Source organism: Mesorhizobium sp. ORM8.1, from assembly GCF_053005525.2.
On the sequence record NZ_CM132600.1, the window covers coordinates 5,625,884 to 5,652,136 of the forward strand.

Consider the following 26,253-nt stretch of genomic DNA (forward strand, 5'->3'; position numbering starts at 1 on the left):
CACCTCGCCCCACCATTCCGGACAGCGCCTTACTGGCGAAGGGCTCCTCGGGCAGCCCGCCTCTGGCCGGATCATACGCCGCAGAGTCGCACGCGCACCGTTACCGAGAGGTTATCTAAGCGATTACGAATATAGGAATTTGCTTGAAATATATCGCCTTGCCGACGGCGCAGAACTTGCCGACGACGCAGAATGGCGGGATGTGGCGAAGCATCGCCAGCTATCCCGTCGTTGGCCTGTCCGTTCGAAATCCGCGATTTTGGCCTGCTTAGGCCGCGTCGCGGACCTTCTGGATGCGCGAGCGGATCGCTTCGATCATCGTTTCGCGGATGATGGTCTCGCCATGCGTCTCGCGCAGATGCTCGACGGCGCGGCGCATGACCTCGGCTTCCTCATCGGCGCGCGTGTGCCAGTCGCAGCCCGGGACCAGCGATCCGCATTGGAATTCCTTCATGTTTTTTCCTTTCCTAGCGCAGGACGGTTCGGCTCTTGGTCGGCCACCCCTGATGATGTTTTGTCTTGGCAGTGTGGGAAGAAAAGCGGGGGGCGCTTTCTCGCAATCGCTCTGCCGAATTACCATAACACGCGTCAGACGGTTCGGTTGCATCGACGTCGCCTGTCTTATTTCGAAGGAAAGGCGGAGCAACGTGCCCCGCCTTTCCTGCCGCCTGAGAAACCGGACCCTTCAGAGCAAGGTCGTCACTTCATGATCTTGACCGCTTCGGCAACCTTGTTTTTGCCGCTCATGTCCCAAGACACGCGAACCTTCTCGCCGGTCTGGATGCCGGGATCCTTGAAGGCCTTGGACAGGGTGAAGGTCGACCCGTCGTCCAGAACAAGGCTCATGGCCGTTCCGTCAAAGCTCTTGACCGTACCGGTGGTGTGCTTGACCGCGGCGAAGGCGGCGCCACCGGAGGCGAGAAAGGCAGCGGCGGCTGCCGTCACAATAAGCTTGCGCATGACATGCTCTCCTGGAATTTGCGGGCGCCCTTTGCGAGCGAGATGAAGTCTCGCTCCTGAATGGCACCCCTCTCGATCAGGGCCGTCAAGTCGCGTCGGGTCGCGGTCCATGGGAGATGAGCCGCCGGCGCTTCCCGACCCCGGCGACCTTAAATAATCCAATTGTTTCAAAAGGATATTAGACGAAAAAGAAATTTTGCCTGCCACATTGCCGGTCAAGATTCGGCGAATGAGACCTTAATGCGGCCCTGATCTAACTCACCGGATTGTTACGGCCACTTTACCTCTGGCGGCAGGCTGGAAAGGATCGAGGCGACATTGCCCCCGGTCTTTAGCCCGAAGATGGTGCCGCGATCGTGAAGCAAGTTGAATTCGACGTAACGGCCGCGGCGGATGAGCTGTTCGTCGCGGTCGCTACCTGTCCAGTTCTCGTTGAAATTGCCCCGTACCAGGTGGGAGTAGACGACGAGGAATGAGCGCCCGACGTCCTGGACGAAATTGAGATCGGCGTTCCAGCCGCCCTTGTCCTCCTCCGAATGCAGCCAGTCGAAGAAGATGCCGCCGATGCCGCGCGCCTCATTGCGATGCGGCAAGAAGAAATACTCGTCGCACCAGGCCTTGAACTTCGGATAGTCGGCGACTGCGGCATTCTTCTCGCAGGCGAATTGCATGGCGCGGTGGAAGGCCTGCGTGTCCGGGTCGTCCTGGGTGCGGCGCCGGTCGAGCACCGGTGTCAGGTCGGCGCCGCCGCCGAACCAATGGCGCGTGGTGACGACCATGCGGGTGTTCATATGCACGGCGGGAACGTTGGGGTTCCAGGGATGCGCGATCAGCGAAATGCCGCTCGCCCAGAAGCGCGGGTCTTCCTCGGCGCCGGGGATCTGCTTCCTGAATTCGGGCGAGAACTCGCCATGGACCGTCGAGGTGTGCACGCCGACCTTCTCGAAGACCCGGCCACGCATCATCGACATGATGCCGCCGCCGCCCTTGCCCTGGTCACGCTCCCAGGGCGTCTTCTCGAAACGGCCGGGCGACCATTCGGCCTGCGGTCCGGTGAGATCCTGTTCGATCTGCTCGAAGGTGACGCAGATGCGCTCGCGCAGCGCCTCGAACCAGAGGCGCGCCTTCATCTTCTTCTGTTCGATGTCGGCCGGCAGCCCCACGGGAAGGTCAGGTCGTTCCAAAAGCTATCTCCAGACGGCGGACTCACTTGCCCGACAAATGACTCGTTTTTTCCGCGCGCGATCCCTAATCTCTTGGGGGCAAGGGTCAAGTCCTGTCTGATCCAGGTGCAAAGGAGTTCCTTCGTGGGCACCCCGGCAAGACCGCCGCTGGATGGCTTGAAGAAGAGGCTGGAACGCTCGCGGGCCGAGCGTGAGAAACAGCCGCGTGACGGTTTTTTGCGCGAGACCTTCGTGCTGCCGCGCCCGGATGCGCGCCTCAAAGCCAGGGAATGGTTCGAGCGCTTTCCCAAGCAGGCCTACTGGACCGAGATAGAAAGCTGGTTCGAGCGCCCGGGCGACGTGATCGAATTCACCATGCGGCGGCTGCCGGCGGCGGATTAAGGTGCGTTGATATTCAGGTGAGGCCGGCCTGCAAATGGCGGCTTCCTGCGCTTCCGGTGCTCACGTACTCAAGTACGCTCCGCCCCGGTTCTCGGAAGCCACCATTTTCGACTCGGCCTGACCTGAATCTCAACGCACCTTGGAGCGAGACCGTCAGCCTACCACCAGCCGCCTCGCGCCTGTACCCTCCGCGCCAGCCGGTCTTCCTTGTTCCTCAGCGGGCATTTGTCGATCGACATGCAGCCGCAGCCGATGCAGTCGGTCAGGCCATCGCGCAATTTCTTCATCTGGGCGATTTTCTGGTCGAGGTCGTCGCGCCAGGCCGTCGACAGCATATTCCAGTCGTCGCGCGTCGGCGTCCGCTCTTCGGGCAGGGACTGGAATGCGGTGGCGATCTCGGCCAGCGAGATGCCGACCTCCTGGGCGACGCGGATGATGGCGACGCGGCGCAGCACGTCGCGGCTGTAGCGGCGCTGGTTGCCTGACGTGCGGTGGCTGCGGATCAGCCCGCGCGCCTCGTAGAAATGCAGCGCCGACACTGCCACGCCGCTGCGCACCGCGACCTGACCGACCGTCAATTCCCTTACCGGAGCCATTTGAAGATTTCTCGCTTGACCTCAAGTTAAGTTGAGCTTGTAGCGAAAGGACGACGATATGGCAAATGAAGGAGAAGGCGATGTGCGCCTGGGTGAAAATGACGGCGGAAGCGGAGGCAATCCGGGACAGCGAGGCGGCCCGGAACGTCCTATCCGAGCTGGCGGAACGCTTCGCCCGCGACCATGGCGACGGAGAGCGCGACATTGATGCTGCGGGCGCCCGGCCGCATCGGAATGGTCAGCCGCGCATCCGCCGCCTGATGAACTTCCTCGGTCACGCCGGCGGATTCGCGGCCGAACAGAAGAATGTCGCCGGCGCTGAAGGCAAAGTCCGTGTAGGCGGTCGCGGCCTTGGTGCTGAGCAGCACCAAGCGGTGCGTATTCGTCCGGCGCCAGTCCTCGAAGGCGTGCCAGTCGGCATGACGGGTCAGCGCCGCCATTTCGAGATAGTCCATGCCGGCCCGCTTCAGCGCCCGGTCGGAGAGCGGAAAGCCGGCCGGCTCGATGATGTCGACGGCGATGTCGAGGCAGGCGGCGAAGCGCAGGATTGTGCCGGTGTTGCCGGCGATATCCGGCTGGTAGAGCGCGATGCGGAGACGGTCGTTCATTTCCGCGTCCTTCTAATAAGTGGCAGATCGGCCACAGCGGGGTCGTGGTTTTGGAAATTCCTGGACCTGCGGGTGGCCATTTTCTGCGAAGTCAGGTATATGCCGACCATTGTCAACCCGAACCGATGGAGGGGTATTTCATGATGACCATGCACATCCAGCGCCCCTCTCGTGGGCTTACCTGCCTGCCGGCGGTATCGGTACGACGATTTACCTGACTTCTTAGATTTGATCGCACCGATTCCCGCCGAACCAAGTTTTCGGCTTTCGAAGGAATCCTGCGATGTTTTTCAAACCGTTAAAGGGGCCGACTGCCCCAACTGAGCGTGTCCTGACCGAGGTGTCCCCTCGCGTCCTGACCGATGCAATCCGCGCCTCCGGCCGCATGCCGGCGCACGATGTTGCTTCGCCTTTTTATCTCTATTTTCACACGGAGGACGGACCGATGTTCGATCCCTATAAAATACCCGGCTCGAGAAGCCTGCACGAGCGCAAGATGGCGACGTGGGCGCTGCTGATCGGCGAGACCTACTCGTCGGCGGTGCATGCCGAGACGCGGCGCAGGCCGCATCGCGGCATGCTGCCGGATGTCGATTTCTCGCGCGCCGTGCCCGACCACAGCCGGCCTTCGCTGGTGCGCCGCATCGTCAGAATGATGCGGCCGGGCCGCAAAGGCCGCGCTGACGACAGCTTTTCGTCAGGAAGGACTGGACCGTCAGCATCCCCGGCAAAGCCAGTCGGCGAAACGCCCGCGACACCCTATATTGGGCGAAGCAGGGCCGACGATACAGATGATTCCGTATCGTCGGCCCGCGCTGCCGCGCGGCCGAAAAGCCTTGCCCATCAATCCCGCGCCGCGTGAGCGCATAGACAAGTCGAGTGCCGGAATGTTCCGCTGGTTTGAAAACAAGCTCGATCCGTTTCCCGCCGAGGAGCCGGTCGAGCCGCCGAAGACGCTGGTCGCCTTCTGCTTGCACTACACACGCGGCGCCTTGCCCTACATCATTCCGGACGCGGTCCTGATGACATCGATCGCCATTGCCGAAGTTTGGATGTTCGGCTTCATGGGCCGCATCGTCGACTGGCTGTCGGGGCAGAACCGCGAGACCTTCCTGCAGACGGAGAGCTGGAAGCTTGCCGGTATGGCCTTCATCGTACTCTTCGCGCTGCCGAGCACAGTATGGTTGCATTCTTTCCTCAACCAGCAGACGCTGATGGGCAATTATCCCATGCGCATCCGCTGGCAGGTGCATCGCTATCTTTTGAAGCAGTCGATGGCCTTCTATCAGGACGAGTTCGCCGGCCGCATCGCCACCAAGCTGATGCAGACAGCGCTCGCCGTACGCGACTGCGTCATCAAGCTGATCGAAGTTCTCAACTACGTCATTGTCTACTTCCTCGGCATGCTTTTGATTGTCGGCTCGGCCGACTTGCGGCTGGCGGCACCGCTCGTGGTCTGGCTGGTCGGCTATATCGCGCTGCTGCGTTACTTCATTCCCCGGCTCGGCAAGGTCGGCGAGGAGCAGGCCAATGCGCGCTCGACCATGACCGGTCGTGTCGTCGACAGCTACACCAACATACAGACGGTCAAGCTGTTCTCCCATGCGCGCCGCGAAGCCACTTTCGCAAGGGAAGGCATGGCCGGCTTCCTTGACACCGTCTATCGGTCGATGCGGCTGGTGACGGTGCTCTACGGCCTGCTTTACATCCTCAATGCGCTGCTGCTGTTCTCGGTGACCGCACTGTCGCTGTGGCTGTGGCTCGGCCAGGTGGTGACGATCGGCGCCGTCGCCGTGGTCATCAGCCTGGTGCTCAGGATGTGGGGCATGTCGCAATGGATCATGTGGGAAATGTCGGGTCTGTTCGAGAACATCGGCACGGTGCAGGACGGCATTGCCTCGATCTCGCTGCCGCGCCTTGTCGAGGACAGGCCGGATGCGAAGGAAATCGCTGTTCCCAAGGGCGAGATCCGCTTCGAGGATATCCGCTTCCACTACGGCAAGCAGAAAGGCGTGATCGAAAACCTGTCGCTGGTGGTGAAGCCGGGCGAGAAGGTCGGCATCGTCGGTCGCTCTGGCGCCGGCAAGTCGACGCTGGTCAATCTGCTCCTGCGCTTCTACGATTTGGAAAGCGGCCGGATCCTGATCGACGGCCAGGAGATTGCCGGTGTGAAGCAGGATTCACTGCGCGCGCAGATCGGCATGGTGACGCAGGACACCTCGCTGCTGCATCGTTCGGTGCGCGACAACATCCTCTATGGCCGGCCCGACGCTTCGGACGAGATGCTTGTCGAGGCGGCGCGGCGGGCGGAGGCGCTGGACTTCATAGGCGGGCTTTCCGACCATAAGGGCCGCAAGGGGTTCGATGCCCATGTCGGCGACCGCGGCGTCAAACTGTCCGGCGGCCAGCGGCAACGCATCGCCATTGCTCGCGTTATGTTGAAGGACGCGCCGATCCTTATCCTTGACGAGGCGACCTCGGCGCTGGATTCCGAGGCCGAGGCGGCCATCCAGGAGAATCTCTACAAGCTCATGCAGGGCAAGACCGTCATTGCCATCGCCCACCGGCTGTCGACCATCGCGGCGATGGACAGGCTGGTCGTCATGGACAAGGGCCGCGTCATCGAGGAAGGGTCGCACGAAGAACTCGTCGCCAGCGGCGGGCTCTATGCGCAGCTCTGGCAACGCCAGTCGGGCGGTTTCCTGCTCGACGACGCGCCGGCGGAGGCCGCCAACGACGCAATGATTTTGGTGCCAAGGGTGAAGCCGCCGAATGATGCAGGCCGTCTACCGCTGGTTCGAACACTGGGTCTATCCGTTCCGCGAGCCGGCGAATCTTCGGCCACCGTCAAGCGTCGGCGGCTTCCTCTGGCACTATGTCGGGCAGGCGAAGCTTGCCTTCTTCGCCATGCTGATCATCGGCGGCATCGCGCCGCTGGTCGAGGCCGGCCTGTTCTATTTCGTCGGGCGGCTGGTCGATATCCTCGATCAGTTGCCTGGGCAGCGTAGCTGGCAGGCGCTGTGGACCGCGGCCGGACCGGAACTTCTGTTCATGGGCGCGGTGGTGCTTATCATCCGCACCCTGGTCGTCGGCATGTCGGCGCTGGTCGACGAGCAGACGATCACGCCCGGTTTCTACAATCTGGTGCGCTGGCAGGCGCACCGGCATGTCTCGCGCCAGTCCTATGCCTTCTTCCAGAACGATTTCGCCGGCCGCATCGCGACAAAAGTCTGGCAGGCGGGGCAGGCGACGGGCGACCTGATGGAAAGCTTCATCGAGGTCGTCTGGTTCATGGTCGTCTATACAGTGACGACGCTGGCGCTGGTCGCCGGCCTCGATCTCAGGCTGGCGGTGCTGGTGGTGATCTGGATCGCCGCCTTCGGCTGGCTGGCCAAGCTCTATCTGCCGGCGATCCGCAAGCATGCCGAGGCGACCGCCGAGGCCGGCTCGATGATCACCGGCCGCATCGTCGATTCCTATTCCAATGTGCAGACGCTGAAGCTGTTTTCGGCCGATGGGGACGACCGCTACATCAGGAGCGGCTTCGACATCTATCTCGACGCGCTGCGGCCGTTCACGCGCAGGCTGACAGGCGTGCGCATGGCGCTGACGACGCTATCCGGCATCATGATCACGGCAATCGCAGCCTTCGCCATCTATCTGTGGGTCGAAGGCTCGATCACGGTCGGCGCCGTCGCCTTCACGCTATCGCTGGTGCTTCGCCTCAACATGCTGCTCGGGCGGCTGATGATGCAGCTCAACGGCATCCTGAGAAACCTCGGCGTATTGGAAAACTCCAAGGCGCTGATCTCGCAGCCGCTTGGCCTGACCGAAGCGCCGGACGCCAGGGAACTGGTGGTTGCCGGCGGCCGCATCGACGTCAAGGATGTCACCTTCCACTATGGCAAGGGCTTTGGCGTGCTCGACGGCATCGACCTCGTCGTGCGTCCGGGCGAGAAAGTCGGGTTGGTCGGCCCATCAGGCGCCGGCAAGACGACCTTGGCCAACCTGATCCTGCGCCTTTACGATCTCGAAGGCGGCAGGATCCTGATCGATGGCCAGGACATCGCGCATGTGACGCAGAACTCGCTGCGCGGCAATATCGGTGTCGTCAGCCAGGACACCGCTCTCTTCCACCGCTCGCTGCGCGACAACATCAAGCTCGGCATGCCGGATGCGACCGAGACGCAAGTGATCGCGGCGGCGAAGAAGGCCGAGGCGCATGAGTTCATCCTGGGGCTGCGCGACAATCGCGAACGCGCCGGCTACGAGGCTTTTGTCGGCGAACGTGGCGTCAAGCTTTCCGGCGGCCAGCGCCAGCGTGTGGCGATCGCCCGCGTCTTCCTCAAGGACGCGCCGATCCTGATCCTCGACGAAGCGACTTCGGCGCTTGATTTGGACATCGAGGCGGCGATTCAGGAGAATCTGACCCGGCTGATGGCAAACAAGACGGTGATCGCCATCGCCCACCGGCTGTCGACGATCGCCGCGCTCGACCGGCTGGTGGTGCTCGATGGCGGCCGCATCGTCGAACAAGGCACGCATGACGAACTGGTGGCGCTCGATGGGCTCTATGCGCGGCTGTGGAAACGCCAGTCGGGCGGCTTCCTCTATCACGAGGAAAGCGTGCTCGAAGAGACGCGGCCGGCGGAGTAGGCGCATGAGTGGGACGCCACAGGTCAACCCTGAGGTCGGTTATGGGGTCAAGCGGCTCCGGCCGACCGCGCCGGCCTTCGACAGGCTGAAGGACGAGAGCCGGCTGGAAGGCTACTGGATGCTGGTGCGCCTGGCGGATGGCTGGGCAAGCGGCCGCAACAAGTTCCTGAAACGGGGCGAGGCGCTGTTCGGGGCATGGCATGGCCGGGAGCTCGCCGGCGTGTGCGGGCTGAACATCGATCCGTATGTCGAGGCCCGGGACCAGGGCCGGGTTCGGCACCTGTTCGTCAGCGCGCCTCATCGCCGCGCCGGTGTTGGCCGCATGCTTGTCGGGACCGTCATCGATCGGGCACGCCGCTATTTCACCGTGTTGAACAGCCGCGCGCCGCCTGAAGCCTTCGAGTTCTATGAACGGCTTGGCTTTCAGCGCGTGGAAGGCGAAGAATTCGTCACTCATCGCCTGGTGTTCGGGAAGAGGAGCTGAAATGTCCTTGCGTCCGCCATCTCATCTTGCCGGCGCCGCCGCGGAAGCGGCCTTCGACGCGCTTGGCCATGAAATCCTCGCTGAGAAGGCGGCCGCGCTCGGCCGCGCCGGCCAGCGGGCCGAGGAAACGCTGACCAGGTTGCGCGACAATGGCGACGAGGAACTGCGTCCCAGGCTTCTCAAGGAGGCCGCCGTGGCCGTCCACGCCTATTTCATCCAGCGCGAGCTCTGCGGATTGCGCAAGCACGATGCGGTGATCCGCGAATACGATATCCCGAGGGCTGTGCTGGTCAGGCTTGGCGCCAGCTAAGCGCTCTTTTGTCTGATCATGATCTTTCCCGAAAACCGGTTCCCACTTTTTGCTACGCTGACCTTCGGTTCGGGATCATGGTCTATTCCAGCCACTCGGTGATGAAGTGGCCGTTCTCGTGGATGTCGGTGCTTTCGAGTGGACCGGGGCCGAGATTGACGAATTTGTGCGGCGTGTCGGGCGGCACGATGAGGATCTGGCCGGCGGTTGCCGTTATTTCCTGGTCGCCGACCGTGAACAGGCCGGTGCCGGAGCGGATGACGAAGATCTCCGCGTAGGGATGCTTGTGCAGGCGCGGGCCGGCGCCGATCTTCGGCTGATAATTGAAGATCAGGCAGGAATTGGCGCCGAACTGGCCGCATTGCAGCTCGCCCTGCCAATGGTCGGGCGTCCTGGTCCAGGTCTCGCGATCGATGACATGCGCCATGACCGCAGAATAGACCGGGCCAGCGGCGCCTGTCGAGGCGAACACCGGCCCGATTCCCCTGCGGATTTTCCGCTGTTTGGCGTTCTCAAGTGGCCCTCCGGGGAGGCGACGGCTGCAACAGCTCGAAAGCCCCGCGACAATCTGCCCTTGTGCCTTCACCCCGCTGGACAAAAACGGGCTTCACGCATAAACCGAAACTCCAAATGCCGGAGGAATTCGCTAGCCTGTTCGCCATGCGCTGTCGGGCAGGTGCGATTGAGCGGGGACAAGGCTCGGCCTCCGGTAAGGAAGAGGCGAAAGGATCAGGCACCCGTGAGCGCAACCGACATCCACGATCCCAACCGTCGCGATTTCCTTTACGTAGCCACCGGCATGGCCGCCGTTGTCGGCGCTGGGGCAGTCGCCTGGCCGTTCATCGACCAGATGCGCCCGGACGCCTCGACGCTGGCGCTGGCCTCGGTCGAGGTCGATGTCGCCTCGCTGCAGCCCGGCAGCTCGCTGATCGTCAAGTGGCGCGGCAAGCCGGTCGTGGTGCGCAACCGCACCGATAAGGAAATGAAGGACGGCGAAGCCGTCAATCTCGCCGATCTCAAGGACCCGATCGCGCGCAACGCCAATCTGCCATCCGATGCGCCGGCGACCGACGCCAACCGCACCACGCCCGGCAAGGAAGCCTGGATGGTGATGGTTCAGGTCTGCACGCATCTGGGCTGCATCCCGCTCGGCCAGGAAGGCGATTTCGGCGGCTGGTTCTGCCCGTGCCATGGCTCGCAATACGATACTGCCGGCCGCATCCGCAGAGGCCCGGCGCCGGAGAACATGGCGATCCCGGTATTCAAATTCATTTCCGATACCAAAATCCTTATCGGTTGAGGCAGGGGACATTTCGATGAGCGAGGGACACTCGACCTATACGCCCAAGACCGGTATCGAGCGCTGGTTCGACGCGCGCATGCCGCTGCCGCGGCTGATCTATGACAGCTTCGTCTCCTACCCGGTGCCGCGCAACCTCAACTACATGTGGACGTTCGGCGGCATCCTGTCGATTATGCTGGTCTCGCAGATCCTGACCGGCATCGTGCTGGCCATGCACTACACGTCAGACAGCAATCTCGCCTTCGATTCGGTCGAGAAGATCATGCGCGACGTCAACTCTGGCTGGCTGTTGCGCTACATGCATGCCAACGGCGCCTCGTTCTTCTTCATCGCTGTTTATCTCCACATCTTCCGCGGCCTGTTCTACGGCTCCTACAAGGCGCCGCGCGAGCTGCTGTGGATCCTCGGCTGCATCATCTACCTGTTGATGATGGCGACGGGCTTCATGGGTTACGTGCTGCCCTGGGGCCAGATGAGCTTCTGGGGCGCCACCGTCATCACCGGCTTCTTCAGCGCCATCCCGCTGGTCGGCAACTGGATCCAGCAACTGCTGCTCGGCGGCTTCGCCGTCGACGATCCGACGCTGAACCGCTTCTTTGCGCTGCATTACCTGTTGCCGTTCATGATCGCCGGCGTCGTCGTGCTGCATATCTGGGCGCTGCATGTCGTCGGCCAGTCGAACCCGACCGGCATCGAGGTCAAGTCGAAGACCGACACCGTCGCCTTCACGCCCTATGCGACCATCAAGGACGCGTTCGGCATGATCGTGTTCCTGTTCATCTTCGCCTATTTCATCTTCTTCCTGCCGAACTATCTCGGTCATGCCGACAATTATATCGTCGCCAACCCGCTGAAGACGCCGGCCCATATCGTGCCGGAATGGTACTTCCTGCCATTCTACGCGATCCTGCGCGCCATCACCTTCAATATCGGCCCGATCAACTCCAAGCTCGGCGGCGTGCTGTGCATGTTCGGCGCCATCGTCATGCTGTTCCTGGTGCCGTGGCTCGACACGTCCAAGGTACGCTCGGCGGTCTACCGCCCTTGGTACAAACTGTTCTTCTGGCTGTTCGTCGCCGACGCCATCCTGCTCGGATGGCTGGGCTCGCAGCCCGCGGAAGGTACCTATGTGTTCATGGCGCAGATGGCGACGCTGTTCTACTTCGCCTTCTTCCTGATCATCATGCCGGTGCTTGGCCTGATCGAAACGCCGCGCAGGCTGCCGAACTCGATCACCGAGGCGGTGCTGGAGAAGAACAAGGGCGGCAGCGGGCATCCGGCGGGCGCCACGGCCGCACCACAGGCCAAGGGCTGAGCGGTAGAGAATCTGAGGGGATTTGGCATGAAGAAGATTCTCACCTCGCTGGCGCTGGTCGGCCTCGTGGCTGCCGGCACCGCGGCACTGGCCGCCGAAGAGGGGCACAACGCGGCCGCGCCGACGCATTTCCCGATCAACGAGCCGAAGGAGATGAGCTGGAGCTTCACCGGCCCGTTCGGCACCTATGACAAGGGTCAGCTGCAGCGCGGCCTGAAGGTCTACAAGGAAGTCTGCTCGGCCTGCCATTCGATGAACCTGGTGGCGTTCCGCACGCTGGAAGGCCCAACGGGCCTTGGCTATTCGGAAGCACAGATCAAGTCGCTAGCCGCCAGCTACACGATCCATGACGGCCCCAACGATGCCGGCGACATGTTCGATCGTCCCGGCAAGCCGTCCGATCATTTCCCGGCCCCGTTCGCGAATGAGGAAGCCGCTGCTGCCTCCAACGGCGGCGCCGCCCCGCCCGATATGTCGCTGCTGGCCAAGGCGCGCGGCGTCGAGCGCGGCTTTCCGCAGTTCGTCTTCGACATCTTCACCCAGTATGACGCGGGCGGCCCCGACTACATCCATTCGCTGCTGACCGGCTACGACCAGACCCCGCCTGCCGGCATGGTCATCCCCGAGGGCACACACTACAACCCGTACTTCATGTCGGGCGTGTCGCTGAAGATGCCGAAGCCGCTCTCCGATGGTCAGGTGACTTATGACGACGGTTCGCCGCAGACGGTCGACCAATATGCCCGCGACGTGGCTACCTTCCTGGCGTGGGCTGCCGAGCCGCATATGGAAGAGCGCAAGAAGACCGGCTTCCGTGTGCTGTTCTTCCTGCTGGTGTTCGGCGCTCTGGTCTACCTTACCAAGCGCAGGGTGTGGGCCGACGTCGCTCACTGAGCGTCGATTGGTCGAAAGCTTTCGAAGGGCGCCCCCGAGGCGCCCTTTTTGCATTTCAGCGGCTGACCCGTCACATGGGCGTCACTACATCTGGCGATCTTGCGGCATTCCAACAAAGGATTGCGCCCATGAAGAAGTATGCATCGCTGGCGGCTGGTCTTCTGCTGCTGGTCGTCGGCTCCGCCGCCCAGGCCGAAGACGCCAAGCCCTTCGTCACCAACAAGGACATCGACCTGACGATGATCCTGCCGCCGCCGCCGGCAAACGATTCGGCTCAGACCAAGGCCGAGCTCGGCGAAGTGCTGACGCTGCAAGTGACGCGCACGCCCGAGATGGAAGCCCGCGCGGTCGCCGACGCCGAGGAGAATGTCTGGCGCTTCGCAGACGTGATGGGGCCGAATTTCACCAAGGACAAGCTGCCGAAGTTCAGCGCCTTCTTCGATCGCGTGGTCGAGACGGAAGGCGCCGTCGTCGACCCGGCCAAGGATGTCTGGAAGCGTCCTCGTCCGCACCAGCTCAGCGACCTTGTCAAGCCGGCGGTCAAACTGTCGAGCTCCGGTTCCTGGCCGTCCGGACACGCCACCGTCGGCACCATGATGGGCATTATCCTCGCCGACATGGTTCCGGAGAAGCGTGCCGAGATCATGGCGCGCGCTGCCGAGTACGCCCACAACCGGGTGGTCGGCGGCATCCACTATCCGTCCGACGTCGAGATGGGTAAGATTTCCGGCAGCGTCATTGCCGCTGCGCTGCTCAACCGCGACGACTTCAAGGCCGAGTATGACGTGGCCAGGGCCGAGTTGCGCGGCGATCTGGGCATGTAAGCCTCCTTCGGCGACTACCGACCAAGGGGCGCTCAGAGCGCCCCTTTTTCATGGCTGCGATCGTCCTTCCAGGCAGCCTGGTAAATAGTCCGTTGGCAGGTGGGCATTGGATTGATATTCGACGCATGAAGGGCGGCGAGAATGCCTGCCTGTTAGAGCGTCTGGAATTCGATCATGCGGCTCAGCGACTGTCACAACTTTTCCGATTTCCGGCGCATGGCGCAGCAAAATTTGCCCGGGCCGATCTTCAACTACATCGACGGCGCGGCGGACGATGAGGTCACCTATCGCCGCAACACCGAGAGTTTCGAAAGCTGCGACCTCGTTCCCAACGTGCTGCGCGGTGTCAGCGAGATCGACATGTCGGTGACGGTGATGGGCCAGAAGCTGGCAATGCCTGTCTATTGCTCGCCGACGGCCCTGCAGCGGCTGTTCCACCATCAGGGCGAGCGCGCGGTGGCCAACGCCTCGGCCAAATACGGCACCATGTTCGGCGTCTCGTCACTTGGCACCGTCAGCCTCGAGGAGGTGCGCCGGATCAGCAGCGGCCCGCAGGTCTACCAGTTCTACTTCCACAAGGATCGCGGCCTCAACCGGGCGATGATGCAGCGTGCGAAGGCGGTCGGCGTCGAGGTGATGATGCTGACCGTCGACAGCATCACCGGTGGAAACCGCGAGCGCGACAAGCGCACCGGCTTTGCCATTCCCTTCAAGCTCAACCTCGTCGGAATGCTGCAGTTCGCCGTCAAGCCGGCCTGGGCGTTGAACTATTTCACGCATGAGGGCTTCAAGCTGCCGCAGCTCGACGAGCATGTCGACATGGGCGGCGGCACCATGTCGATCAGCCGCTACTTCACCGAAATGCTCGACCCGTCGATGACATGGGACGACGTCGCCGAGATGGTCAAGCTTTGGTCGGGCCCATTCTGCCTCAAGGGCATCATGTCGGTGGAGGATGCCCGGCGCGCCGTCGATATCGGCTGCAGCGGCATCGTGTTGTCCAACCATGGCGGCCGGCAGCTCGACGGTTCAAGGGCGGCTTTCGACCAATTGGCCGAGATCGTCGATGCGGTCGGCGACAGAATAGATGTCATCATGGATGGCGGCGTGCAGCGCGGCACGCATGTGCTCAAGGCGCTGTCGCTCGGCGCCAAGGCCGTCGGTGTCGGGCGCTACTATCTGTTTCCGCTTGCGGCCGCCGGCCAACCGGGCGTCGAACGGGCGCTTGGACAGATGCGGGTCGAGATCGAACGCGGCATGAAGCTGATGGGCTGCAGTTCGATCGAACAATTGTCGCGCAAGAATCTCCGGTTCAGGTAATCTCAGCCCATGAAATCCTCGCTCGAAGACACGCTGCTCGCCTCCATCCGCACCATTCCGGACTACCCCAAGCCCGGCATCCTGTTTCGCGACATCACCACGCTGCTCAGCAATGCGCGCGCCTTCCGCCGCGCCATCGATGAACTGGTGCATCCCTATGCCGGCCAGAAGATCGACAAGATCGCCGGCATCGAGGCGCGCGGCTTCATCCTCGGCGGCGCCGTCGCGCACCAGCTCTCGGCCGGCTTCGTGCCGATCCGCAAGAAGGGCAAGCTGCCTTACGAGACCGTGCGCGTCGCCTACAGCCTGGAGTACGGGCTGGACGAGATGGAGATGCACAAGGATGGCGTTGCCCCTGGCGAGAAGGTGATCCTGGTCGACGATCTGATTGCCACCGGCGGCACGGCGGAAGCGGCGGTGAAGCTCTTGCGCCAGATCGGCGCCGATATCCTGGCCGCCTGCTTCGTCATCGACCTGCCGGATCTCGGCGGACGCCAGAAGCTCGAAGCGCTGGGTGTTCCGGTGCGGACGCTGATCGGGTTCGAGGGGCATTAGTGGGCGCCCTCTCCTTCTCCCCTTGTGGGAGAAGGTGGCCTCGCGAAGCGAGGTCGGATGAGGGTGTTCCAGGGAACGCCAACGCCTCACTTCGCTGGAACACCCCTCATCCGTCTCGGCGCTACGCGCCGATCCACCTTCTCCCGCAAGGGGAGAAGGGAAGGGCTCACCCCACCTTCACCAGCACGGCGCTGTCGAATTCGATGACCTTGTCGCCGGTCGAATCGAAGCCTTCCGAGCGCAGCGTGAGCAGGCTCCAGCCTGGGCGACCGGTAAGTGGGCGATGGGCGAGTGCGGTGCGCATGAAGGTAACGGTCTCGCCGGCATAGACCGGCTTCAGCCATTTCAGGTTGCGGAAGCCGGGTGAGGGGCCGAATTCGGGCTGCGGACTCGGGCCGGTCCAGCGCACGCCTTCGGTCTCCATGCGCTTTTCGAGATTGTACTTCATCCAGGTGGCGGCGGTGTGCCAGCCGGAGGCGCAGAGGCCGCCGAGCACGCTGTGCTTGGCCGCCTCCTCATCGACATGGAAGACCTGCGGATCGTATTTCCTGGCAAAAGCCTTGATCTCGTCCGGCTCGAATTTGTGCGAGCCGAGCGTGACCGTCTGGCCGATCATGAAGTATTCGTCGAGCGTCACGTCACGGCCTCCCTGGTCAGGAACATGCCGGTGTTCTCAAGCTCGAAAACACTTTCACCGCGCTGATTGAACAACTCGCTGCGCATGGTGATGAGACCGAGTTGAGGTCTCGATTTCGACTGGCGCTTGGAAACGATCGTTACCTTGCCGGTGAGCCGATCGCCCGCCAACACCGGCTTCTTCCACTTCACATGCTCGATGCCGGGGGAACCCTGCGAGGTCGAGTCGAGCAGGAAGGCATCGCACAGCATGCGCATGAACATCGCGCAAGTGTGCCAGCCGGAGGCCGACAGGCCGCCGAGGATGCTGGCCTTGCCCGCTTCCTCGTCGAGATGCATCGGCTGTGCATCGAATTCGCTGGCGAACTCGATGATCTCGGCGGCGGTTACGCGCTTGCTGCCGAGATCGATCGAGGTGCCCTCGATGAAATCCTCATAGGCCCATGTCTTTGCCGTCATGGTCTGCAACCCGGTTGACCCGCACATCCCGAAGGGATCGGGCAACCCGGATGCAGGCCGACGGCGATTTGGTCAAGTCCTTTCTGGTAAGCCAGTTGAGGACGGCTGGCCGGTCAATGCCCCTCAGAGCCAGCCGCGGCGGCGGAAATACCAGAAGGGCAGGATCGCCGACAGGATCATCAGGCCGATGGCGAAGGGGTAGCCGAACTCCCATTTCAGCTCGGGGATGATGTCGAAATTCATGCCGTAGATCGAAGCGACCAGCGTCGGCGGCAGGAAGATGACGGCGGCGACAGAGAAGATCTTGATGATGGCGTTCTGCTCGATCGAGATCATGCCGAGCGTGGCGTCGAGCAGGAAGGAAATCTTCTGCGACAGGAAGGTGGCGTGGTCGGCGAGCGAGAGCACGTCGCGCGACAAGGTCTTGATGCGGGCACGCACATCCTTGCTCATCCTGGTCTGGGTCGCGACATGGGCGAGGAAGCCGGCCAGGCGCTGCAGCGAGATCAGGCTGTCGCGGACCGAGGAAGCGATGTCCTCCTTGCGGCCGATGCTTTTGAGGAGCTCCTGGAAGTCGCGGTTGCGCTTCGAGGCCTTGGTCGAGCGCGCCTCGAAAATGTCGCGCGAAACCGCCTCGACGTCGCGCCCGGCGCGCTCGAGGATATCGGCCAGACGATCGACGATCGCTTCCAGCAGGCCGATCAGGATAGTGTCGCCGGTGGTGCAGCCGGTCGCCACCTTCTCGGCGCGTAATGGGAAGGTCTTGAACGCCTTCGGCTCGTGATAGCGAATGGTGATCAGCCTGTTACCGGCGAGAGCGAAGGTCACCGGCGACATCAGCGGGTCGTCAGCCTCGGTCTGCGCCGGCAGCACCGCGGTCATGAAGTAGCCGCCATCCTCGATGTAGAGACGGCTCGAAATCTCAATCTCTTCCATCTCCTCGCGGGTCGGCACGCCGACACCCAGCCAGCTCTCGACCTTGGCCTCTTCGTCCTTGGTAGGCTTGAAAAGATCGACCCAGACAATCCTGTCGCCATCGGCGGCGAGATCCTCGGTGGTCCGCAGGCGGTCATTGTCCACGACGAAGGCCTTGATCATCGCCGGGTCTCCTTACTGGACAGGGTTTCGTTCGATTGCGCCGCGTCGTTCGGACGGATGGGCTTCGGGAGCCCCCGAGCAGAGTGCCGATTAGCTCCGCGATATTACAAGGTCAAGACTGGCGCCGCCAGCCGGGAGGCCGACGGATGGCGGTCGATGCAACCGCAAATGTCAGGTGTTGAACTTGAACAGCAGGACGTCGCCATCCTGGACGACATATTCCTTGCCTTCGTCGCGCGCCTTGCCGGCTTCCTTGGCCGCCACTTCGCCGCCAAGCGTGATGTAGTCGTTGTAGGCGATGGTCTGGGCACGGATGAAGCCGCGCTCGAAATCGGTGTGGATGACGCCGGCGGCCTGCGGGGCCTTGTCGCCCTTGTGGATGGTCCAGGCGCGCGTCTCTTTCGGGCCGGCGGTGAAATAGGTGATCAGATGCAACAGGTCGTAGCCGGCGCGAATGACCTTGTTGAGGCCAGGCTCGTCGAGCCCGAGCGAGGCGAGGAACTCCATCTCCTCTTCGTCGGAGAGCTGGGCGACTTCGGCCTCGATCGCGGCCGAGATCACCACGGTGCCGGCGCCTTGTGCCGTGGCCATCTTTTCCACGGCCCTGGTGTGCTCGTTGCCGGTGGCGGCATCGGCCTCGGCGACGTTGCAGACATAGAGCACCGGGTGCGAGGTCAGAAGGTTCAGTCCCTGCAGGATGCGCAAGTCCTCGGCCGAAATGCCCTTGAGCAGGATGCGGGTCGGCTTGCCGGCCTGCAGCAGCTCGAGTGCCGCCTCCATCATCGGCAGCACGGTCGTCGCTTCCTTGTCCTTGCTGCCGGCGCGCTTGCGGATCTGGACGATGCGGCGCTCGAGGCTGTCGAGGTCGGCGAGCATCAGCTCGGTCTCGACGGTCTCGGCGTCGGCGACAGGGTCGATGCGACCCTCGACATGGGTGATGTCGTCATCCTCGAAGCAGCGCAGTACATGCACGATGGCGTCGACCTCGCGGATGTTGGCGAGGAACTGGTTGCCCAGGCCCTCGCCCTTGGAGGCGCCGCGCACCAGGCCGGCAATGTCGACGAAGGAGATGCGGGTCGGGATGATCTCCTTCGATTTGGCGACCGAAGCGATCTTCTGCAGCCGGGGATCCGGCACCGCCACCTCGCCGGTATTCGGCTCGATGGTGCAGAAAGGATAGTTGGCGGCCTGCGCGGCGGCCGTCCTGGTCAACGCGTTGAACAGCGTCGACTTGCCGACGTTGGGCAAGCCAACGATGCCACATTTGAAACCCATGTTCGTCCGGTCCTATCGGGAATTCGATTTTGATGAGGGCTATGGGCGAAAGGGACGATCAACGTCAAGTCCCGATCTGCCGAGCGCTCCGCCGCGGGTGATGTGGTTATTACGGGATCACCGCGCAAGCTCGCGCAATCTGGCGAGACGATGCGGTTGGCTGTCGACGAAGGCCTGATCGTGTTCCAGCACCGCAAGCGCCAGCCGGGCGCTGTCGCGGGCACGATCCGTGTCGCCGAGACGGACGCAGCATTCGGCGAGTTCCTCCTGCACGAAAGGCGCCTGTTCGCCGTCCGTGGCCGCCGCGCCAGCTGTTTCCTCAGCAAGGAGCCTGGCTTCTTCCAGGCGATCCAGTACGCGCAACGTCCGGATCACGGCGTAGCGCGCGATACGCAGCTCGCGTTTTTGACCAGCCGAGCGGCGCAGCTCCACCGCCTGTTCGAAGATTGCCAGTGCATCCGAGAACCGGCCGGCATCGAAATAGGACCAGCCGAGATTGTTGAGCAGCGGCGCGCGCCAGAACTCGGCCTGCGGATGGTCGTCGATATAGGCGAGCGCGGCTGCTGTCCATTGGACGGCATCGCCAAGGGTCCCGACGATCGCCATCATATGCGCAGCATCCACGGCCAGCGCATGGGCTCCGGCCTGCCGCGCCAATTGCCAGGTCTCGTCGAACAGCGGCCGGGCCTTTTCGCGCTCACCAGCGGAATTGTAGAGGCGGCCGCGCTCGATGGCGCATATGGCGCGGGCTGTCGGATCATCGCCGGCCAGCCGCTCAGCCTGGTCGATCAGCGCGTGGCCGGCGGCAAAGTCGCCTGCCAGACCAAGCCGCCTGGCTTGCCCAGTCAGATCCGAAACACTGTCAGACATGCCGTTCGCACCTATGGTCCTGCGCGGCATTTGCTAGCGCACCTTTTACGGCCGGCGCCGCTTGCTCGATGGCCCTCTGCTGGTGATCCCGAGCGGGCGGTGCCGTGGTTTCAGTCCTTGCCGAACAGCTTCTTCAACATCGCGGCCATCGGGCCGCTTTCGGGCAGCTTGGCCGGCGCCGGCTGAGGCCGTGCCTGACGGATATGGCTTTGCGGCTTCGGCGCCTTGGGCGGCGGGCGATCGTCATCGCCGGTCGGCACGAGTTTGTCGCGGAGCGCGAGCGTAACGCGGTTCATGAAGGAATTGTCGTCGCCCTTGGCGAGCAACGTGGCGTCGTCGGCAATCGCGTCGAGCAGGACATCCAGCCATTCGCGATCGGCCTTGGCGAAATCGCCGAGAACATGGCCGTGCACCATTTCCTTGACGCCGGGATGGCCGACGCCGATGCGCACGCGGCGATAGGCATTACCGACATGCTGGTCGAGCGAGCGGATACCGTTGTGGCCGCCGGAACCGCCGCCGACCTTGACCCTGAGCTTGCCGGCGGCAAGGTCGATCTCGTCATAGAAGACGGTGAGCGCCTCAGGGCCGAGCTTGTAGAAGCGCAGCGCTTCGCCGACCGACTGCCCCGACAGGTTCATGAAGGTCTGCGGCTTGATCAGCAGGATCTTCTCGCCGCCGAGCGTGCCTTCGGAAATCAGCCCCTGGAATTTGCGCGACCAGGGCGAAAAGGAATGGCGGCGGGCAATCGCGTCCGCCGCCATGAAGCCGACATTGTGCCGGTTGTTTTCATATTTCGCGCCCGGATTGCCGAGGCCTGCAAAGACAAGCATCGTCTACTGCTCCGGGCCCGAAAATTACTTCTCTTCGGCGGCAGGAGCCGCCGCTTCCGGCGCTGCTGCTTCGGCCGTCTCTTCGGTCTCCGGCTTCATCGCCGACGAGCCGGCAACGGTCGCGATGGTGAAGTCGCGATCGGAGATCACCGGCTTGACGCCGGCCGGCAGCTTGACCGCCGAGATGTGGATCGAATCGCCGATGTCGGCGCCGGTGAGATCGACGGTGATGAATTCCGGGATCGCATTGGCCGGGCAATGGAACTCGACTTCGTGGCGAACGATGTTGAGCACGCCGCCGCGCTTGATGCCGGGCGACTTGTCCTCATTGATGAAGTGGACAGGCACGTCGACATTGACCTGGGTGTCCTTGCCGATGCGCAGGAAGTCGACATGGACCGGGAAGTCCTTGACCGGGTCGAGCTGAAAATCCTTCGGCAGGACCTGGATCTTCTTGCCGTCGACATCGATCGTGGCGATCGTGGTCAGGAACCCGCCGCCGTGGATCTTGTAGAAGAGGTCCTTGTAGTTCAGCGCAATCGCCAGGGGAGGCTGCTTGTCGCCGTAAATAACTGCAGGCACTTTACCGTTGCGGCGAACTGCACGGGCGGACCCCTTACCGACCTGTTCGCGCGCGTCGGCCTTGAGCTCGTAAGTGTCGTGGCTCATGGCATTTCCTTTCGCGTGTTATGGAGCGTTCACAGGCGGGCAAGCCCATCCGCAAACGTCGAAAGCCGTCATGGCCCTGCACAAGCTTTCCAAATGCTTTTGGCGATCCAAATGCTTTGGAGATCATGCGAGGCCTGGCCGGCCTTCCGCCGCGTTGCCTCCAAGGGTGTCTACGCGGGTGGCGGCTCTATAGCCGAAGGCGGCCGCAGGCGCAAGCGGTTGGGCTGGAAGGCCTTGAGGGTGTTTTCAACCGAAAAGTATGTCATCGCAATCCCCGCTTGTCGCAATGTAGGATCGGGCAGGTTTCAATCGTCCTGCGGCAGTTGTTTCAACCAATCCCTGGGAACCCGATATGAAACTCCTGTTCACCGCAATCCCAATCCTCGCCTTGCGGTGGCAACGGCGCGTTATCTCAAGGCGGATGTGACGTTCGAATTCGCCTCGCCGATGGCGCCCGGCGCGGCTGAGGCCTACCGCGTGCTCAATCCTAATTTGACCTTGCCGATCCTGGTCGGTTCGGGCTGGAGTCTTTGGGAGACCGACGCCATCGCTTGCCGGCTTTCGCGTGCAATCGGCTCCGATTTCTGGCGCAGCGGCGACGACGAGCCGGATATGATCCGCTGGATAAGCTGGGGCAAGGAACGGTTCGCTTACGCTTGCGACATGGTGCATTTCGAGCGCGGAACCAAGCAGCGCTATGGGCTCGGTCCGATCGATCAGGCGCTGGTCGAGGAGGGGTTCCGGCAGTTCCATAAAGCCGCGGCAGTCCTCGAGGCTGAGCTTTCAGCGCGAGAATGGCTGGTCGGTGCTTCCATCTCCTATGCCGACTTCCGCATGGCGACATTCCTGCCCTTCAACGACGCAGCCGGATTACCGCTCGACGACTATCCGTCGATCCGCCGCTGGTATGGCCGGCTGGAAGCGATCGATGCCTGGCGCGACCCGTTCCAGGGGCTTGAGGCGCCGCAACTGCCGCCGGTCAAGACCGAGGCCTGATCCGCACGGACTGAACCAAGCAACGGTCGGTCCGCGCAAACCCAATCCGTTTGCGCGCCGCCTTTTGAAATCTTCTCGCTCATTAAATTCTACAAAATCGGTAGGCTTAATGAAGAAGTGCCCGCGAGGAGAGCCCGAAAATGAGCAAGAAGCTGGTGGTGGGAATATCCGGCAATCTGACCCGCCCGTCCAAGACCAAAGCGTTTATCACGCAGATCGCCGGCGACGTCGCAAGCCGTATCGGCGCGACTTCGGCGGTCTTCGATATTGAGGACCTTGGCGCATCGTTCCCGCCAGCGCGGCGCCTCTCGGATCTCGATCCTGGCGCTCACGACATTGTCGAACAACTCATCCGCGCCGACGTGCTGGTGGTTGGGTCGCCGACGTTCAAAGGCAGCTACACCGGCCTGTTCAAGCATTTGTTCGACCTGCTCGACCCGGCATCGCTGCGCGGAAAGCCGATTATCCTGGCGGCGACTGGCGGCGGCGAGCGTCATTCCTTAATCGTCGAGCACCAGCTGCGGCCGCTGTTCGGCTTCTTCGAAGCGCTGACCATGCCGACCGCCATCTATGCGTCCGACAAGGATTTCGCCGAGGGCGTGCTGGCGTCGGAAGCGATTCATGCCCGCGCTCGCCAGGCCGTTGACGAGGTTTCCCGCATCGTCGGCGAGGCACGCAGGATCGGCCTCGCCGCCTGACTTCAGCCAATCTCCTTGCGAACCGAAGGATCAGCCATGACCAGTTCCAGCCAGTCCAGACAGATCAAGCTCGGCGCCTTTCTGCCCGGCGGTGGCCAGCACGTCGCGGCATGGCGGCATCCGGATGCGCCCGCCGACGGCGCCACCAATTTCGAATTCCACAAGCAGCTCGCGCTCACTGCCGAGCGCGGCCTGTTCGACGCCTATTTCCTCGCCGACAACCTGACGGTCGGGCTCGGCGCCCGCGAAGGCGGCAACGCCAAGATCGCCGGGTTCGAGCCGGTGACGCTGTTTGCGGCGTTGGCGCCGCTGACCAAGCATCTCGGCTTCATCGCCACCGCCTCGACCACCTATGAAGAGCCTTATACGCTCGCCCGCAAATTCGCTTCGCTCGACCTTCTGTCGAACGGCCGCGCCGGTTGGAATGTCGTCACCTCGGCCGGCGACGACACGGCGCGCAATTTCAATCGCGACGTACAGCCAAATCATGCCGAGCGCTACGCGCGGGCGCATGAGCATGTCGAAACGGTCAAGGCGCTGTGGGACAGCTGGGAAGACGACGCCTTCATCCGCGACAAGAAGACCGGCCGCTTCTACGACAAGGACAAACTGCACGACATCGACCACAAGGGCGAGCATTTCAGCGTCAAAGGCCCGCTCAACGTGCCACGCCCGGTGCAGGGACATCCGGTTGTCGTACAAGCCGGGCAATCCGAGGACGGACGCGGGCTTGCCGCGCATTCGGCTGAGGTGATCTTCACCGCCCATCAAAAGCTCGAGACAGCGCAGGAATTCTATCGCGACATCAAGGCGCGCGTGGCGGAAGTCGGCCGTGACCCGGAACAGGTGCTGATCATGCCAGGCGTGGCGCCCTTCGTCGGCCGCACCGAGGAAGAAGCTCGTGCCAAATACCAGCAGCTCAACGACCTGATCCTGCCCGAGGACGGTGTTGCCTTGCTCAACGCGCTCGCCGGTCAGACGCTCGACATCCGAGGCTATCCGCTCGACGGGCCGCTGCCACCGAGCAAGGAAACCGAAGGCATGAAGAGCCGTCAGGCGCTGATCCGCCAGATCGCCGACGAGCACAACTTCACCATCCGCCAGCTCTATCAATGGGTGGCGACAGCGCGCGGCCATTACACCATCGTCGGCAGCGCCGTTCAGGTCGCCGACCAGTTGGAGGAATGGTTCACCAGCGACGCCGCCGACGGCTTCAACATCCTGCCGCCATGGCTGCCCGGCGCGCTCGACGATTTCGTCGACCTGGTCATCCCGGAGCTGCAGCGGCGCGGCCTGTTCCGCACGGCCTATGAGGGCCGGACGCTGCGCGAAAATCTCGGTCTGAGGCGGCCACAGAATCCATGGACGGTCGCTCGGTCGACCGTGCTCGCCGCCGAATGATTTCCTGAAGCGAGAGGCATGACGATGACCCTGCAGCATATCGAAAGGACGGCCGGTATCGGCCGGCATGAAGGTAGCAGCAACTTCGGCGCGGAGGCGGTGCGTCTGCTGGCACGGACCTCGGCGCGCATCCTGTCGCGCTATGGCGTACTGCTCGGCTTCCTGGCGCTTTGGCAGGTGGCGTCAAGAAGCGGCTGGGTCAATGCAGCCGTGCTGCCGCCAGTCGACATGATCGTCGTCGCGCTCTGGAAGGGTCTTGCCGGCGGCAGCCTGCTCGGCGACATCGCCATCAGCCTGCAGCGCGCCGGCCTTGCCTTCGCCGCGGCGGTCACTGTCGCCATTCCGCTCGGCCTGGTCATGGGCCAGGCGCGCGCGGTGGAGACCGCGCTCGACCCGATCCTGCAGCTCTTCCGCCAAACCTCGGCCCTGGCTCTCTATCCGGTGTTCATCCTGCTTTTGGGGCTGGGCGAAGCTTCCAAGGTGTTCGTCATCTTCTGGGCGACGCTGTTTCCGCTGCTGCTCAACACGATCAGTGGCGTCAAGGAGGTCGACCCGAAGCTGCTGGAAATGGCGCGCGCCTATGGCGCCCGGCGGCTCACCATCTTCCGCCGTGTCGTGCTGCCGGGCGCGGTGCCTTCGATCTTCGTCGGCTTAAGGTTAGGGGCCACCACGGCGCTGCTGCTCTTGATCGCGTCCGAGATGATCGGCGCCAACAAGGGCATCGGCTTCCAGGTGATGAACGCGCAGTACAATTTCCAGATCCCGCTGATGTTTGCGGCGATCGTCATTCTTGCGGCGCTCGGCCTGATCGCCAACCAGGTGCTGGTCGTCCTGCAGCGGCGGCTCTGTCGCTGGAACGAGACCGTCGGCTAATCAGCCATCCATCATCGTCATTTGAAAATGAAAGGCCTGATCATGAGCATCACCCGCCGTTCGCTTCTGTTGCGCGCACCGCTTGCCGTCGGCATCCTTGCTGCCGGCCTGCCATCGATTGCGCGTTCGCAAGCCGCTTCCGTCAAAATCCGTTATCTCGCCAGCCGTGGCAGCGTCTCCCCGCACGAGCTTGCCGACGAACTCGGCTATTTCAAAGGCCTCGGCATCGAGCTCGAAAATGTCGGCTATGTCGGCGGCGGGCCGGAATCGCTGTTTGCGCTCGCCTCCGGCAGCGTCGATCTCGGTTCGGCCGCGACACCCGCGGTGATCAACTCGATTGCCGGCGGCAACGACTTCGTCGCCGCCTATCCGAGCAATGGCATCAACAAGGACGTGAAGAGCGTCTTCTACGTGCTTGAGGACAGCCCGATCAAATCGATCGCCGACATCGCCGGCAAGACGATCTCGGTCAACACGCTGGGCGCCCATCTCGATTATACGGTGCGCGAGGCGCTGCACAGCGTCGGCCTGCCGCCGGACGCTGCCAAGCTGGTCGTGGTGCCGGGACCGCAGCTCGAGCAGACCTTGCGCTCCAACCAGGTCGACATAGCCGGGCTCGGCTATTGGCAGGCGACCTTTGCCGGCCAACTGGTTGCCAATGGCGGCGTGCGCGGCGTGTTCAACGACACCGATGTGCTGGGCGAAATCGCCGGCGGCTTCGTCGTGCTGCGGCGCGATTTCATCGCCGCCAATCCGGATGCCGCACGCAACTTCGTCGAACAATCGGCGCGCGCGTCGGACTGGTCCAGGCAAAATCCCGACGAGACGCGCAAGCTGCTCGCCGGTATCCTCAACAAGCGCGGAGAGAATGGCGACCTGGCGCGCTACTGGACAGGCTTCGGCCTGCGCGAGAAGGCCGCGGTGACGGACCGCGACATCGACTTCTGGGTGAACGTTCTCGAGCGCGATGGCCGCCTGCCGAAGGGCAAGTTGAAGGCAACCGACATTCTCTACCGCCCCGGCGAAACCAAGATCAATTGAGCACGGAGGCAGGC

28 protein-coding genes and 2 pseudogenes are annotated in these 26,253 nt (G+C 63.0%); 17 read left to right on the plus strand and 13 right to left on the minus strand.

Translation table 11 applies throughout. The features are described from left to right. Nucleotides 1-268: 268 nt before the first annotated feature. From ACVDG8_RS28145 to hemF, 3 genes are all read right to left on the minus strand, one after another. A complete protein-coding gene (locus ACVDG8_RS28145; RefSeq protein WP_447251359.1) occupies nucleotides 269-454 on the minus strand; it encodes a DUF1059 domain-containing protein in 186 nt (61 codons plus the stop codon). Nucleotides 455-699: 245 nt separating this feature from the next. Further along, nucleotides 700-960, minus strand: coding sequence for a DUF1344 domain-containing protein (locus tag ACVDG8_RS28150; protein ID WP_447251360.1), 261 nt, complete (start codon nucleotides 958-960; stop codon nucleotides 700-702). 269 nt (nucleotides 961-1,229) lie between these two features. After that, the gene (hemF, locus tag ACVDG8_RS28155) at nucleotides 1,230-2,144 is read right to left on the minus strand and encodes an oxygen-dependent coproporphyrinogen oxidase (protein WP_447251361.1); all 915 of its coding nucleotides are present in this window, start codon (nucleotides 2,142-2,144) and stop codon (nucleotides 1,230-1,232) included. Nucleotides 2,145-2,267: 123 nt separating this feature from the next. Here hemF and ACVDG8_RS28160 point away from each other — a divergent pair, with 123 nt between their 5' ends. Next, nucleotides 2,268-2,525: a hypothetical protein gene (locus ACVDG8_RS28160; protein WP_447251362.1), complete on the plus strand. Its 258-nt coding sequence runs from the start codon at nucleotides 2,268-2,270 to the stop codon at nucleotides 2,523-2,525. Between the two features lie 153 nt (nucleotides 2,526-2,678). Here ACVDG8_RS28160 and soxR read toward each other — a convergent pair. Both soxR and ACVDG8_RS28170 read right to left on the minus strand, forming a co-directional pair. Further along, nucleotides 2,679-3,121: pseudogene (soxR, locus tag ACVDG8_RS28165) on the minus strand (redox-sensitive transcriptional activator SoxR). Nucleotides 3,122-3,270: 149 nt separating this feature from the next. Next, the gene (locus ACVDG8_RS28170) at nucleotides 3,271-3,729 is read right to left on the minus strand and encodes a tRNA (cytidine(34)-2'-O)-methyltransferase (RefSeq protein WP_447251364.1); all 459 of its coding nucleotides are present in this window, start codon (nucleotides 3,727-3,729) and stop codon (nucleotides 3,271-3,273) included. A gap of 283 nt (nucleotides 3,730-4,012) precedes the next feature. Here ACVDG8_RS28170 and ACVDG8_RS28175 point away from each other — a divergent pair, with 283 nt between their 5' ends. The 5 genes and pseudogenes from ACVDG8_RS28175 to ACVDG8_RS28195 all read left to right on the plus strand — a co-directional run bounded on the left by ACVDG8_RS28175 (nucleotide 4,013) and on the right by ACVDG8_RS28195 (nucleotide 9,179). Further along, entirely contained in the window at nucleotides 4,013-4,591 is a 579-nt protein-coding gene (locus tag ACVDG8_RS28175) for a hypothetical protein (RefSeq protein WP_447251365.1), read from the plus strand. A gap of 25 nt (nucleotides 4,592-4,616) precedes the next feature. After that, a pseudogene (locus ACVDG8_RS28180) lies at nucleotides 4,617-6,505 on the plus strand (ABC transporter ATP-binding protein). Then, nucleotides 6,502-8,385, plus strand: coding sequence for an ABC transporter ATP-binding protein (locus ACVDG8_RS28185; protein WP_455707318.1), 1,884 nt, complete (start codon nucleotides 6,502-6,504; stop codon nucleotides 8,383-8,385). Before ACVDG8_RS28180 ends, ACVDG8_RS28185 begins: the two are co-directional and overlap by 4 nt. A gap of 4 nt (nucleotides 8,386-8,389) precedes the next feature. Then, nucleotides 8,390-8,869: a GNAT family N-acetyltransferase gene (locus ACVDG8_RS28190; RefSeq protein WP_447251368.1), complete on the plus strand. Its 480-nt coding sequence runs from the start codon at nucleotides 8,390-8,392 to the stop codon at nucleotides 8,867-8,869. 1 nt (nucleotide 8,870) lies between these two features. Beyond that, complete coding sequence (locus tag ACVDG8_RS28195; protein ID WP_447251369.1) at nucleotides 8,871-9,179, plus strand: DUF6665 family protein; 309 nt, start codon at nucleotides 8,871-8,873, stop codon at nucleotides 9,177-9,179. An 82-nt stretch (nucleotides 9,180-9,261) separates the two neighbouring features. On the opposite strand, the gene ACVDG8_RS28200 is transcribed toward ACVDG8_RS28195, so the two are convergent. Beyond that, nucleotides 9,262-9,606, minus strand: a complete 345-nt coding sequence (locus ACVDG8_RS28200) for a cupin domain-containing protein (protein ID WP_447257118.1) — start codon at nucleotides 9,604-9,606, stop codon at nucleotides 9,262-9,264. Between the two features lie 372 nt (nucleotides 9,607-9,978). Between ACVDG8_RS28200 and petA the strand changes: the two genes are divergently transcribed. From petA to ACVDG8_RS28230, 6 genes are all read left to right on the plus strand, one after another. Then, entirely contained in the window at nucleotides 9,979-10,479 is a 501-nt protein-coding gene (gene petA, locus ACVDG8_RS28205) for a ubiquinol-cytochrome c reductase iron-sulfur subunit (protein WP_455707865.1), read from the plus strand. 16 nt (nucleotides 10,480-10,495) lie between these two features. Continuing rightward, nucleotides 10,496-11,797, plus strand: a complete 1,302-nt coding sequence (locus tag ACVDG8_RS28210; RefSeq protein ID WP_447251371.1) for a cytochrome b — start codon at nucleotides 10,496-10,498, stop codon at nucleotides 11,795-11,797. A gap of 27 nt (nucleotides 11,798-11,824) precedes the next feature. Beyond that, nucleotides 11,825-12,691 (plus strand): cytochrome c1, encoded by an 867-nt coding sequence (locus ACVDG8_RS28215; protein WP_447251372.1) that lies wholly within the window; start codon nucleotides 11,825-11,827, stop codon nucleotides 12,689-12,691. A gap of 128 nt (nucleotides 12,692-12,819) precedes the next feature. Further along, nucleotides 12,820-13,515, plus strand: a complete 696-nt coding sequence (locus tag ACVDG8_RS28220; protein ID WP_447251373.1) for an acid phosphatase — start codon at nucleotides 12,820-12,822, stop codon at nucleotides 13,513-13,515. A gap of 174 nt (nucleotides 13,516-13,689) precedes the next feature. After that, entirely contained in the window at nucleotides 13,690-14,835 is a 1,146-nt protein-coding gene (locus ACVDG8_RS28225; protein WP_447251374.1) for an alpha-hydroxy acid oxidase, read from the plus strand. A 9-nt stretch (nucleotides 14,836-14,844) separates the two neighbouring features. Next, on the plus strand, nucleotides 14,845-15,390 hold the full coding sequence (locus ACVDG8_RS28230) for an adenine phosphoribosyltransferase (protein WP_447251375.1): 546 nt from the start codon (nucleotides 14,845-14,847) through the stop codon (nucleotides 15,388-15,390). Nucleotides 15,391-15,556: 166 nt separating this feature from the next. Here the strand turns inward: ACVDG8_RS28230 and ACVDG8_RS28235 are convergent, their stop codons facing one another. The 7 genes from ACVDG8_RS28235 to ACVDG8_RS28265 all read right to left on the minus strand — a co-directional run bounded on the left by ACVDG8_RS28235 (nucleotide 15,557) and on the right by ACVDG8_RS28265 (nucleotide 21,230). Then, nucleotides 15,557-16,027, minus strand: a complete 471-nt coding sequence (locus ACVDG8_RS28235; protein WP_447251376.1) for a MaoC family dehydratase — start codon at nucleotides 16,025-16,027, stop codon at nucleotides 15,557-15,559. Then, a complete protein-coding gene (locus ACVDG8_RS28240; RefSeq protein WP_447251377.1) occupies nucleotides 16,024-16,485 on the minus strand; it encodes a MaoC family dehydratase in 462 nt (153 codons plus the stop codon). Before ACVDG8_RS28240 ends, ACVDG8_RS28235 begins: the two co-directional genes overlap by 4 nt. A gap of 123 nt (nucleotides 16,486-16,608) precedes the next feature. Continuing rightward, entirely contained in the window at nucleotides 16,609-17,583 is a 975-nt protein-coding gene (corA, locus tag ACVDG8_RS28245; RefSeq protein WP_447251378.1) for a magnesium/cobalt transporter CorA, read from the minus strand. A 171-nt stretch (nucleotides 17,584-17,754) separates the two neighbouring features. Continuing rightward, on the minus strand, nucleotides 17,755-18,858 hold the full coding sequence (gene ychF / locus ACVDG8_RS28250) for a redox-regulated ATPase YchF (RefSeq protein ID WP_447251379.1): 1,104 nt from the start codon (nucleotides 18,856-18,858) through the stop codon (nucleotides 17,755-17,757). 117 nt (nucleotides 18,859-18,975) lie between these two features. Next, complete coding sequence (locus ACVDG8_RS28255) at nucleotides 18,976-19,728, minus strand: tetratricopeptide repeat protein (RefSeq protein ID WP_447251380.1); 753 nt, start codon at nucleotides 19,726-19,728, stop codon at nucleotides 18,976-18,978. Nucleotides 19,729-19,838: 110 nt separating this feature from the next. After that, nucleotides 19,839-20,561 (minus strand): aminoacyl-tRNA hydrolase, encoded by a 723-nt coding sequence (pth, locus tag ACVDG8_RS28260; RefSeq protein ID WP_447251381.1) that lies wholly within the window; start codon nucleotides 20,559-20,561, stop codon nucleotides 19,839-19,841. A 24-nt stretch (nucleotides 20,562-20,585) separates the two neighbouring features. Beyond that, nucleotides 20,586-21,230 (minus strand): 50S ribosomal protein L25/general stress protein Ctc, encoded by a 645-nt coding sequence (locus tag ACVDG8_RS28265; protein WP_447251382.1) that lies wholly within the window; start codon nucleotides 21,228-21,230, stop codon nucleotides 20,586-20,588. A gap of 339 nt (nucleotides 21,231-21,569) precedes the next feature. Between ACVDG8_RS28265 and ACVDG8_RS28270 the strand changes: the two genes are divergently transcribed. The 5 genes from ACVDG8_RS28270 to ACVDG8_RS28290 all read left to right on the plus strand — a co-directional run bounded on the left by ACVDG8_RS28270 (nucleotide 21,570) and on the right by ACVDG8_RS28290 (nucleotide 26,239). Next, nucleotides 21,570-22,226 (plus strand): glutathione S-transferase family protein, encoded by a 657-nt coding sequence (locus ACVDG8_RS28270; protein ID WP_447257119.1) that lies wholly within the window; start codon nucleotides 21,570-21,572, stop codon nucleotides 22,224-22,226. Between the two features lie 140 nt (nucleotides 22,227-22,366). Continuing rightward, the gene (gene msuE / locus ACVDG8_RS28275) at nucleotides 22,367-22,924 is read left to right on the plus strand and encodes an FMN reductase (protein WP_447251383.1); all 558 of its coding nucleotides are present in this window, start codon (nucleotides 22,367-22,369) and stop codon (nucleotides 22,922-22,924) included. Nucleotides 22,925-22,960: 36 nt separating this feature from the next. Further along, nucleotides 22,961-24,325, plus strand: coding sequence for an LLM class flavin-dependent oxidoreductase (locus ACVDG8_RS28280; protein WP_447251384.1), 1,365 nt, complete (start codon nucleotides 22,961-22,963; stop codon nucleotides 24,323-24,325). Between the two features lie 24 nt (nucleotides 24,326-24,349). Continuing rightward, nucleotides 24,350-25,198 carry an ABC transporter permease gene (locus tag ACVDG8_RS28285; protein WP_447257120.1) on the plus strand — a complete coding sequence of 283 codons (849 nt, stop codon included), beginning with the start codon at nucleotides 24,350-24,352 and terminating at the stop codon, nucleotides 25,196-25,198. Nucleotides 25,199-25,240: 42 nt separating this feature from the next. Then, nucleotides 25,241-26,239: an ABC transporter substrate-binding protein gene (locus ACVDG8_RS28290; RefSeq protein ID WP_447251385.1), complete on the plus strand. Its 999-nt coding sequence runs from the start codon at nucleotides 25,241-25,243 to the stop codon at nucleotides 26,237-26,239. The last annotated feature ends 14 nt before the right edge of the window (nucleotides 26,240-26,253 follow it).